Here is an 8,316-nt window from a genome sequence, read left to right on the forward strand (position 1 = left end):
GCCAGATCGGCGACATCCTCTACCAGCGAGGGGACTACGACGAGGCCCTGCGCATCCGCCACGACGTCACCTTGCCGGTCTTCGAGCGGCTGGGCGACACCAGTTCTATCGCCGTCACCTGGGGCCAGATCGGCGACATCCTCTACCAGCGAGGGGACTACGACGAGGCCCTGCGCATCTACCGCGACGTCACTCTGCCGGTCTTCGAGCGGCTGGGCGACACCAGTTCTATCGCCGTCACCTGGGGCCAGATCGGCGACATTGCCGAACGGCGCGGGGACTACGACGAGGCCCTGCGCATCCGCCACGACGTCGAACTGCCGGTCTTCGAGCGGCTGGGCGACACCCGCGAAATCGCCCTCACGTGGGGCAAGATCGGCGACATTGCCGAACGGCGCGGGGACTACGACGAGGCCCTGCGCATCCGCCACGACGTCGAACTGCCGGTCTTCGAGCGGCTGGGCGACACCCGCGAAATCGCCCTCACGTGGGGCAAGATCGGCGACATTGCCGAACGGCGCGGGGACTACGACGAGGCCCTGCGCATCCGCCACGACGTCGAACTGCCGGCTTACGAGCGGCTGGGCGACACCAGCGCCATCGCCGTCACCTGGGGCAAGATCGGCGACATTGCCGAACGGCGCGGGGACTACGACGAGGCCTTGCGCATCTACCGCGACGTCACCCTGCCGGTCTTCGAGCGGCTGGGCGACACCCGCTCCATCGCCGTCACCTGGGGCAAGATCGGCGACATCCTCTACCAGCAGGGGGACTACGACGAAGCAACATCTCTCCAGCTCAAACGATTAGAGACGAACAAGCGTCTCGGCGGCCTCGACGGTATCGCCGCAGCAAACTGGGACCTGGCCCAGATTCACCTAGCTCAGCAAGATCACGAGTCCGCAGCACCCAAACTGATCGAGTCCTACACGATCTTTCGCGACCTCCAGCGCGCCGACGGCCTCGCCGTCGTCGCCCTGACCTTGGCCAGCCTGCTCGCAGCGGCCGATGAGATCCAACAGGCCCAGCAAGTAGCCGATGAGGGCCTTCAGGCCGCCACAAAGATCGGTGCGAGCACCCTCGTAGAACGGCTGACCAGCCTGCTCGACCATCTCAGCCAAGGGAACGACGAACGATGATCATCCGTATCGAGAGTGACACCACCGCCGGCCTGGCATCTGCGAAGGTCAGCCTCGACGAGCTGATCGGCGGTTGGGGATACCGCGTGCACGAAACCTCGTTGAGCACATCGCACTCCGGGGATTCCAGCCGCGAGAACGAGAAGTCAGTCGACCCAGTCGCGGTAGCCGCTTTGATCGTTTCCATCCCCTCGGCCGCGCTGGCCGTAACCGACCTGGCGGACCGCATCCGTAAGCGTCGACGAGCACAAGATCTCATCGACAAGATCAGGCAAGACCTCGACGAAAACACGACCCTCACACTGATCACCTACGACGGCCCACGTGACCTGTCCGAACTGAGCTCCGACCAGCTTCTCGACCTGCCGAGGCCGGAAGACCCGCCCGCGTAGCTCCCGGCCGACACAATCGCGCCGATGCGACACGCATCAACTACCACCAACGGCCGATAGGGAACGTCCGCTCATGCCGCGAGGGGGGGGTGACGGGCATAGTTGCAGGTAGGCCTCGCGTCGACCGTGGAAACCATGGCAAATCCACCCGGAACCCAGCCCGACTCCTCGATCGAGGACGACCTTATCCTCAGACTTGCCGCGGAGGTTTACCTCGGCCGCTACACCGGCACGTCCCGCGTTCACACTCAGTCCGACCTGCAAATCTACTTCGCCTGGTGCGCTGATCAGGACATCGGCCCCCTGGAGATCCGGCGGCCGCAGGTCGAGCGGTATGTGCGGTGGATGCAGGAGGTTCGCCGGTTCAAGCCGTCGACTGTCTCGCGCCGGATGGCGGTCGTCACCGGCTTCTACCGAACCTGCGTCATCGACGCCGCGCTGGAGCACTCACCCGCGGACTACGTCCGCCGACCGGTTGTCCCCGCCGAATCACTCACCCTGGGCTTGTCGCATCTGCAGTTCGAAGCGTTGCTGAGCGCGGCCCGTGAGTCAGGTAACCGGAACGACTTCGCGTTGGTGACGATGCTCGGGCTGTTGGGCCTACGGATCTTCGAGGCCTGCGGCAGCGACGTCGCCGATGTCGGTGAGGACCATGGGCACCGGGTGCTGCGGGTCGTCGGCAAAGGCGCCAAGATCGTTCTGGTGCCGCTTCCGCCAGCGGTCGGGCGGGCGAGCCATCGACCACCCGATGAGTGACCGCCCCTCGGGGCCAAATCTTGCTCAACCTGCGGGGGCGGCGGATGGACCGGCACTGCGCCACCCGCCGGCTGCGGCGACTGGCCGAGCAGTCGATCGTACGGCTCCCGCGGATGCACCCGCACATGCTGCGCCACACCTTCGTGACCACGAAGCTCGACGCCGGCGTCGACCTGCGGGACGTGCAGATCGCCGCCCGCCATGCAGACCCGCGTACGACGATGTGTTACGACCGGGCACGCAAGAACCTCGACCATCACCCGAACTACATCCTCGCCGCCTACATGGCATCCGGTACCTGACCACACTCACCTGCTGATAGGCGGACGTTGGACAGCCGAGTGCGCGCTCATGCCGACGAACGACGTCTGGTACCGAGACTTGAGTTTCGCCAACCCCATCGGCCAAGTCCGACACGCCGTGCTTCAGCCCGCCATGCGATCGTCGTCGCATGGATCCGATGGACCGCATACGGTCGCGTATGCCGCTGGCTGATCTGAACATCGGCAAGCAGCATCTGCTGTCGAAGGTGATCGGTAAGCGATTCGCAGCCGCCCCACCGCACCCGCGGGCCGGCCTCGTCGAGATCGTCAACCTCGACCGCCTTGACGCCAAGTCCCGCTTTCTCGGCCCTAACGGGTTCGGCTACGTAACGAACTTCGTGCGCTATGCGTCCAAGTCTCTCGAAGAACTATGGCAAACAGTCGAGAACAATCTTGACAACGCAATAGCTGCATGCAGCGACCGCTCCATCTTCGACCACCCAAAGCACGTCCGGACCATCAAGGACGCCATTGCGCTGCATCTGGTCCGCTCGGTGCATACGCGGCCGTTCCTGGACGACCTGTGGACGAAGAATCTCGACGCCCTCCGGTCCAGATTCCTCGACTCACATCGCGACCTTCTTGCCGCCGAGTTCACCAAGAGGTACGGACTGGTGCCGGGAGGGCCCGAATGTCTCGAAATGATGCTGGACGAAGCGTTGGCACCTCATCTCGCACTGAAGAAGGCAGACGCCTACTTCCGCGATAGTCTTGAACGCCTGTTCGAGCTGGCCCGCACGAACCTCGACGCGCGCGGCCTGGAAGTGTCCACACCGGCGACAGGCGAATTCCTGATCGGTGACGCCCCGGCCATCGCGGTCGGCAACGACGGGCGGCTCGGGCTTCTCGGCGGCGTTGGAGTCAACACCGCCAAGACCATCGCGTTGCCTCTTGGACCCCGCCTGCTGGCGTCCACCGGCGACACCGATAACTTTCTGGTCTTGGACCCTGAAGGGACTGCGCACGTCAACCAATGGCAGGTGTCGTCCGCTGCATCGCGCGCGTTCTGCCGTCCTGGGAGCGGACTCGCCACGGTAATCCGGCAGTCGGCGCAAGTCCGCTCAACATCCGCTGTTTGAGCGAAGCGACAAGGTCAACCGCCGTACCTGTCATCACTCTCGCTCTCAAGAGCAGGTGTGCCTCAGGGTCACCTGTCTCTATCGTCGCCGCACTTCAGCTGGCGCTATGTCGTCACGCCAGCTGGCCACGCAGGCCCGAGCCACGCCCGCACCACCAACGCACTCACATGCCGCAGAGCGGACAGCCCTGCCGAGTCGAGGACGTCCGCACCGCACGGGACCGTGCTGCGCGGAGGCTTGCTGCCTCGCAACTCCGCATCCAGGCCGCTACAAAGGAGTGGTGACCGAGGATGATTTCGACTGGCTGTCGACGACCCCGCTGGGTGAAGCCGCCTGCGTGACCATGGTGAAGACGACGGATGTCGACGCCGTGGTCCGCGGCTTCGGCGGGGTGGCAAACGAGGCCCGGACCATCCCGTTCGCGCAGGCAGGGGACGACTTCGACGAGGCGTACGCGGTCGCCATGTGCCGCCAGGGCGAGTACGTCGTCGCGATCGAAGCCAACGGCTTCCAGGGCTCGCGGCCCGAGGTCCTGCGCCGGGTATCGCGGCTGGGCGAGACGGTGAGCGCCTTCTGGAATATCGAGGCACTGACCAGGTTCAGCTACGCCGTCGACGGCCGCATCAAGACGGCGTTCGAAGCGGGCGCCGACTCATGGAAGGACGGCGAGGAGCCCGATTGCCTCACGTCGCTGGTCGCGGAGATCGACTGGGCGGCGGGTCATTGGCGAACAGGCCTGCTCCTCCTAGCCGCCCGGCTGACGGGACGGCCGTTCACTGAAGACTGGCTGTCCGGCGAGGTCCTCGTCGCGCCGATCGCGGAACACCTCGAAGACGCGCACCCGGTGACGCCGGGGTTCGAGACGCTGGAATACCAGCACCCGGTGCTTGCCGCCGCGCTGCGTCGCGCCGAGGACGAGTCGCTGCTGACAGTCGCCCGTGCCGCCGTCGACGAAGTGGTCGCCGCGGCCGGGCTGACCGGGGTATCCGGCGGAGACAGGGAATTCGACGAACTGGTCCGGACGGCCCGCTACGAGGCCGGCGCGAGCGGCTACGGCGGCTACTCACCGGGGGCCGACCGCCTCCGGCTCGTCGCCCTGGACGCCGTGCGCGCGCTGCGGACTGCGCCGAACCCCCTTACGGCGGCATTCAAGACGATCGACGCGGCGAAACTCGCCAAGCAACTGGACCGCCTGGATCCGGCGCCGATGCTCGCCGGTTTTCTAGCCCTGCTGGGAAGTCCGCCGGCGCCGTCCGGCGCGGACGGCGCGCGTGCCGGTACCGGTGGCCCGCTGGAACGCCACGCGTGGATCACCGACCACTGGCTCGGCCTCGCAGCCTCCGTCACCTACGCGCGAAGTGTCCCGCTCGACACCGTCGCGGCGGCGTTCGGCGGCATCGTGTTCGGTGCCGGACCGGTGTCTCTCACCGATACCGAACAGGTCGCCCTGCGGCGCGAGGGCGACTGGACCCTTGCAATCGCGTTCAACCGGAGCCCGTTCGCGCACGAGATCGTCGACGTCCTTCGGTCGCACACGACAGTGCTCAACGTCGGTTGGGAGACACGCGGCAACAAACTGGCCTACTTCGCCCAACCTGACCACGACGTCGCCGTGGTCCGGCCGGGCCAGGGCGACGTCCCGGCACCCCTGGCTTCCTACACCACGTCGCTCCCAGCGCCAGCGGGCAATGCCGCTGCGTGGCTGCTCGCACTGGGTGAGGCCGTCACCGGCATCACCTTCACCCCGGAAGGGCTCGACACGCCACACACACTTCTCCGTCCTGGCTGACGGGCTGACCGAAGTGGGTCGTACCACTCAGGAACCCGACTGCGGGCGGTCTTCGACAACCACTTTCTCGGCGCCGCGCTTGGCAAACGCCGCCCACAGGCTGAAGCCCACGACACCCACCGCGACGGCCAGCCACAGCCAGATAAACGGCTCGCGCAGCGGGAACCGCACCAGAACAAAGATGATCATCGCGACGCCGACGACCGCACCGAACACGGCGGAAGGCTTGGACGGCTTGATCCGGTACACGAGCACCACTCCCCAGACTGCAGTTTCGTGGCGCTCGAATACCCCCTGGACGATCTACCGAAACTTCACCGGCTACCTCGCGGCGCGTCGAATGCCCCTAGGGCGTGTCCTGTAAGTGATCTAGCTGTATGAGGCCATGACGTTGGTGACGCCGGCGTGGAGCCGGGACGCTGGTGGCTGATCTCCAGCAGCAGTGTGTGGTCGATGATAGTTGTAATGCACGTTCCAGACGGCCAGGGCCGCGGTGCGGTGGGTTTCGCTGGTCCAGGCGTGGGCGTAGAGGAACTCTTCGGCCAGGATCCGGTTGTAGCGCTCAACTTTGCCGTTGTGGCGTGGGGTGTAGGGCGTGATCCGCTGGTGACGGGCTCCGCGCAGGACGGGTGGCGAAGTCTTTCGCGCGGTAGCAGGCGCCGTTGTCGGTGACCAGGCGGTGGATGTGGGTGATGCCGTGGCGGGCGAAGAACGCGCGGGCTTGGTGGACGAACCTGATCGCGGTGCGGGCGGTTTCGTCGGGCAGGGCTTCGGTGTAGGCCAGACGGGAGTAGCCGTCGACGGCGGAGTGCAGGTAGGTGTAACGGGCCCGCTGACCTCGGGTCTTGCCGCGGGCGACCTGTCGTGCGTGGTCGCTGTCTTTGCCGTGGATGCGCCAGCCGCCGCCGTCGGGGATCTGGCCGGTCTTCTTCACGTCGAGGTGGACCATGTGGCCGGGCCAGCGAGCGATGATCCGCCGCGGTGCCCTGTTGATGGCGCCGGTGGGGTCGAGGAACCGGCGGCGGTTGAGCCCGAGGTGCAGCAGGTGCCGGCCCACCGTGCGGACCGAGATGGTGATGCCTTCGGCTGTCAGCTCGGTGGCGATCCGGCGGGCGGAGTACTTCCGTTGCCGGCGCAGCTGCTCGATCCGGGCGACGACCTGGGCGGGTGTGGCGGTGGGTTGGTGGTGCGGAACGCTCGGGTGGTCGAGCAGACCGACTTCGCCGTGGCGGCGGTAGCGGTTGACCCATTTGGATGCGCATTGCCGCGAGATGCCCATCTCGGCGGCGACGTGGGCGATCGGGCGGGTCTGGCAACGCGCGACGAGCCGGCGGCGGCCCTCGACGGACAGCGGGGCATTACGGTGGTGCATGGACGGGTCTTTCTGCTCGGCGGACGAGTTGGTCGCACTTCTCATCCTGCCGCTGAAAGACCTGTCCCTCGTCTCAGGCCCTTGCCGGCGTCACCAACGTCATGACCCGCAACATCTAGCTGCGGTCCGGTTGGATTGCGGACGTGGTTGGTCGCGGTGAATTGACGGACAAGGCGTGGGCGGTGATCGAGCCGCTGCTGCCACCGCAGCAAGGCGGTGGACGGCGGTGGCGGGATACCGGCAGGTGATCAACGCGATCCTGTGGAAGCTGCGCACCGGTGCTCCGTGGCGTGACCTGCCCGAACGGTATGGGCCGTGGAAAACCGCGCACGAGCGGCTGCGGTTGTGGACCAAGGACGGCACCTGGGCGAAGATCCTGGACCGGGTGATCGTCAAAGATGACGCTGTCGGCGACCTCGAATGGATCATCTCGGTCGACTCGAGCATGGTCCGGGCGCACCAGCACGCTGCTGGCGCCCGGAAAAAAGGGGATGCAGCGACGACATCGAAGTCCTCGCTCTCGACGGGGAAGGACTCGGGCGGTCCCGCGGCGGGCTGAGCACCAAGATCCACCTCGCTGTCGATGGGCGGGGTCTGCCGATGCGGTTCCTGCTCACCGCGGGCCAAGCGGGTGACAATCCGCAGTTGGTGCCGTTGCTGGACGGGATCAGCGTCGCCCGGCCAGGACCCGGGCGCCCGCGGCGCCGTCCGGAGACGGTGATCGCCGACAAGGCGTATTCGCATCCCTCGACCCGCCAGGCGATGCGAGACCAGCGGATCACCTTCGTCAGCCCGGAGCGGGACGATCAGATCGCCCGCCGGGCAGCCAAGGGCTCCCGCGGCGGGCGGCCACCGGTCTTCGCTCCCGAGGTCTACAAGCAGCGCAATGTGGTCGAGCGGTGCTTCAACCGGCTCAAGCAGTTTCGTGATCTGGCCACTCGCTATGCCAAGCGCGCCGCCTACTACCAGGCCGAACTCACCTTGGCCGCGATCGTGCTCTGGCTCCGATGACTTACAGGACAGCTCCTAGGCCATCAGCAGCACCCAGCCAGATCGGCCGGGCACCTACACGCAGACGTCCTCTCGTGTGCGATAAGGAGCGCTGGTCGATTCCGGCCGCCTGGTGCCTCGTGACACACGGGCGCAGCTGTGCTTCCGCCGACGAGCGTATGCTCCCGCTGCTCGATCCTTCGTCAGGACGCACGCTCATGCCGACGTACGGACGAAGTGCAGCGCTCGTCCGCCGTGCTGACGGCTGCCAGCTCGTCGACCGCATCCGCACACCGCGGCCGGCGGCGACCTCCCATGCCTCGCCTGCCGTGCCGTACACCAGAGGCGCACCACCGACGCGTATCCGGAACCTGCCACGAGGACTCTCATGGGAAACGACGAGATTCCACTCCACGGCGGGAACGTCAGCACCGGAGTGGTCCGGGTCGGGCAAACCGTACGCCGCCCCAGCGGTC

7 protein-coding genes and 2 pseudogenes are annotated in these 8,316 nt (G+C 66.5%); 7 read left to right on the forward strand and 2 right to left on the reverse strand.

All coding sequences use genetic code 11. From position 1 onward, the window contains the following. The 6 genes from ACIA5G_RS52140 to ACIA5G_RS52165 all read left to right on the forward strand — a co-directional run. A partial coding sequence (locus tag ACIA5G_RS52140) for a tetratricopeptide repeat protein (RefSeq protein WP_395937726.1) occupies positions 1–1,139 on the forward strand: 1,139 nt, incomplete at its 5' end. Continuing rightward, the gene (locus ACIA5G_RS52145; protein WP_395937728.1) at positions 1,136–1,531 is read left to right on the forward strand and encodes a hypothetical protein; all 396 of its coding nucleotides are present in this window, start codon (positions 1,136–1,138) and stop codon (positions 1,529–1,531) included. The genes ACIA5G_RS52140 and ACIA5G_RS52145, both read left to right, overlap by 4 nt. Before the next feature lie 135 nt (positions 1,532–1,666). Further along, the gene (locus ACIA5G_RS52150; protein ID WP_395937730.1) at positions 1,667–2,287 is read left to right on the forward strand and encodes a tyrosine-type recombinase/integrase; all 621 of its coding nucleotides are present in this window, start codon (positions 1,667–1,669) and stop codon (positions 2,285–2,287) included. Between the two features lie 44 nt (positions 2,288–2,331). Then, the gene (locus tag ACIA5G_RS52155; RefSeq protein WP_395937732.1) at positions 2,332–2,589 is read left to right on the forward strand and encodes a tyrosine-type recombinase/integrase; all 258 of its coding nucleotides are present in this window, start codon (positions 2,332–2,334) and stop codon (positions 2,587–2,589) included. A gap of 149 nt (positions 2,590–2,738) precedes the next feature. Next, the gene (locus ACIA5G_RS52160; protein ID WP_395937734.1) at positions 2,739–3,689 is read left to right on the forward strand and encodes a hypothetical protein; all 951 of its coding nucleotides are present in this window, start codon (positions 2,739–2,741) and stop codon (positions 3,687–3,689) included. Between the two features lie 280 nt (positions 3,690–3,969). Next, positions 3,970–5,478 carry a DUF6461 domain-containing protein gene (locus tag ACIA5G_RS52165; RefSeq protein WP_395937736.1) on the forward strand — a complete coding sequence of 503 codons (1,509 nt, stop codon included), beginning with the start codon at positions 3,970–3,972 and terminating at the stop codon, positions 5,476–5,478. A gap of 27 nt (positions 5,479–5,505) precedes the next feature. Here ACIA5G_RS52165 and ACIA5G_RS52170 read toward each other — a convergent pair whose 3' ends face one another. Continuing rightward, complete coding sequence (locus ACIA5G_RS52170) at positions 5,506–5,736, reverse strand: hypothetical protein (RefSeq protein WP_395937738.1); 231 nt, start codon at positions 5,734–5,736, stop codon at positions 5,506–5,508. Positions 5,737–5,847: 111 nt separating this feature from the next. Next, positions 5,848–6,850, reverse strand: a pseudogene (locus ACIA5G_RS52175) (IS481 family transposase). Positions 6,851–6,993: 143 nt separating this feature from the next. Here ACIA5G_RS52175 and ACIA5G_RS52180 point away from each other — a divergent pair. Then, positions 6,994–7,861, forward strand: a pseudogene (locus tag ACIA5G_RS52180) (IS5 family transposase). Positions 7,862–8,316 lie beyond the last annotated feature (455 nt).

It is taken from the genome of Amycolatopsis sp. NPDC051758 (assembly GCF_044453095.1).
Classification (GTDB): Bacteria; Actinomycetota; Actinomycetes; order Mycobacteriales; family Pseudonocardiaceae; genus Amycolatopsis.

What these genes read in the sequence shown, in the direction of transcription:
- ACIA5G_RS52150 (WP_395937730.1), top strand. Translation starts at nt 1,667, where the DNA reads ATGGCAAATCCACCCGGAACCCAGCCCGACTCCTCGATCGAGGACGAC.
- ACIA5G_RS52155 (WP_395937732.1), top strand. Translation starts at nt 2,332, where the DNA reads ATGGACCGGCACTGCGCCACCCGCCGGCTGCGGCGACTGGCCGAGCAG.
- ACIA5G_RS52145 (WP_395937728.1), top strand. Translation starts at nt 1,136, where the DNA reads ATGATCATCCGTATCGAGAGTGACACCACCGCCGGCCTGGCATCTGCG.
- ACIA5G_RS52160 (WP_395937734.1), top strand. Translation starts at nt 2,739, where the DNA reads ATGGATCCGATGGACCGCATACGGTCGCGTATGCCGCTGGCTGATCTG.